Source organism: Arthrobacter sp. CAU 1506, assembly GCF_005047635.1.
Lineage (GTDB): Bacteria > Actinomycetota > Actinomycetes > Actinomycetales > Micrococcaceae > Crystallibacter.
Map to the genome: position 1 here is coordinate 1 of NZ_SUKC01000042.1, position 1,184 is coordinate 1,184.

The 1,184-nt window shown below is 62.8% G+C and carries 2 protein-coding genes; one reads left to right on the plus strand and one right to left on the minus strand.

The features are described from left to right. Positions 1-598 (plus strand): transposase (locus tag E4J89_RS19295; protein WP_136787827.1); only part of this gene is annotated, 598 nt, incomplete at its 5' end. Positions 599-893: 295 nt separating this feature from the next. Here the strand turns inward: E4J89_RS19295 and E4J89_RS19300 are convergent. Continuing rightward, positions 894-1,184: ATP-binding protein (locus E4J89_RS19300; protein ID WP_169304077.1), on the minus strand; the 291-nt coding region annotated here is incomplete at its 5' end.

Sequence of the window (1,184 nt, forward strand, 5' to 3'; positions counted from 1 at the left end):
GAACATCGATGCCACCGTGGCCCGTCTCCTCCCGGTCCTCCGCGAAGCCACGATGCACCAACCGCCCGGTGTGGAAGCCGCCTTCGGAACCCAGCTCACCGCCCTGCTTGGCCAGCTCGACGCTGCCTGTGACGGCCTGGACGCCCTGACCATGGCCGTCGAAGAACTTTTTGGCACGCACCCGGATGCCCGAATCCTCACCAGCTTCCCAGGTCTCGGACCGATCGCCGGGGCACGGATCCTGACCGAGATTGGCGATGACCGCACCCGGTTCGCGACCGGAGGCTCGCTCAAGGCATACGCAGGGGCGGCCCCGGTGACCCGCGCCAGCGGCAAGTCCCGCACGGTATTGGCCAGACGGGTGAAGAACAACAGGCTCGCCGCGGCCGGCTACGTCTGGGCCTTCTCCGCCCTGACCAGCTCTGCAGGTGCACGATCTCACTACGACCGGCGGAAAACCTCCGGCGACAGACACATGGCCGCCCAGCGCAATCTCTTCAACAGACTCCTCGGCTGCCTCTATCACTGCCTGCAAACCGGCTCGAGCTACGACGAATCAGCTGCCTTCCCCAACACCGTTGCGAGGGCCACTGCTTGACCTCTTAGCCCCATCAGATGTCTTCTTCGTAAGCCCTGAATAGGCAAGAATCAGGGTTGCTGGCCTGTCGGCCCCGGCATGATGCCTGCCCCCAGTCGTTCATGATCCGGGGGGGTGTTGTCACCGGGGTCGATAGGCGTCAGAGGATCGCTGATGGGGACAAGACCAGCCGAAGCTTTGACCACGGCAGGTCGGCCGTAACGTGGATGCCGAACTCCGCCGCCGCAGGACTGTTAACGCCAACCGAAAAGGGGGCCAGTTTCGCCGATTGAAAACAGGGCCACGGGTTGCTGTTCTATTGTGCCTGAAGCTGGCTTCTTGTCTTGTTCCGGAGCCGGTAGCTGCTTCCGGAGAGGTTCAGGACTTCGGCGTGATGAACGATCCGGTCGATCATCGCTGAGGCCACTGTCGCGTCGCTGAAGACTTCGCCCCACCTGCTGAAGGCGAGGTTGCTGGTAAGGATCAGGGATGCGTGTTCGTAGCGGGATGAGACCAGCTGGAAGAACAGGTTGGCGGAGTCCTGATCGAAGGGGATGTAGCCGACTTCGTCAACGATGAGCAGCTTGTAGCGGCGTAGCTTGGCCAG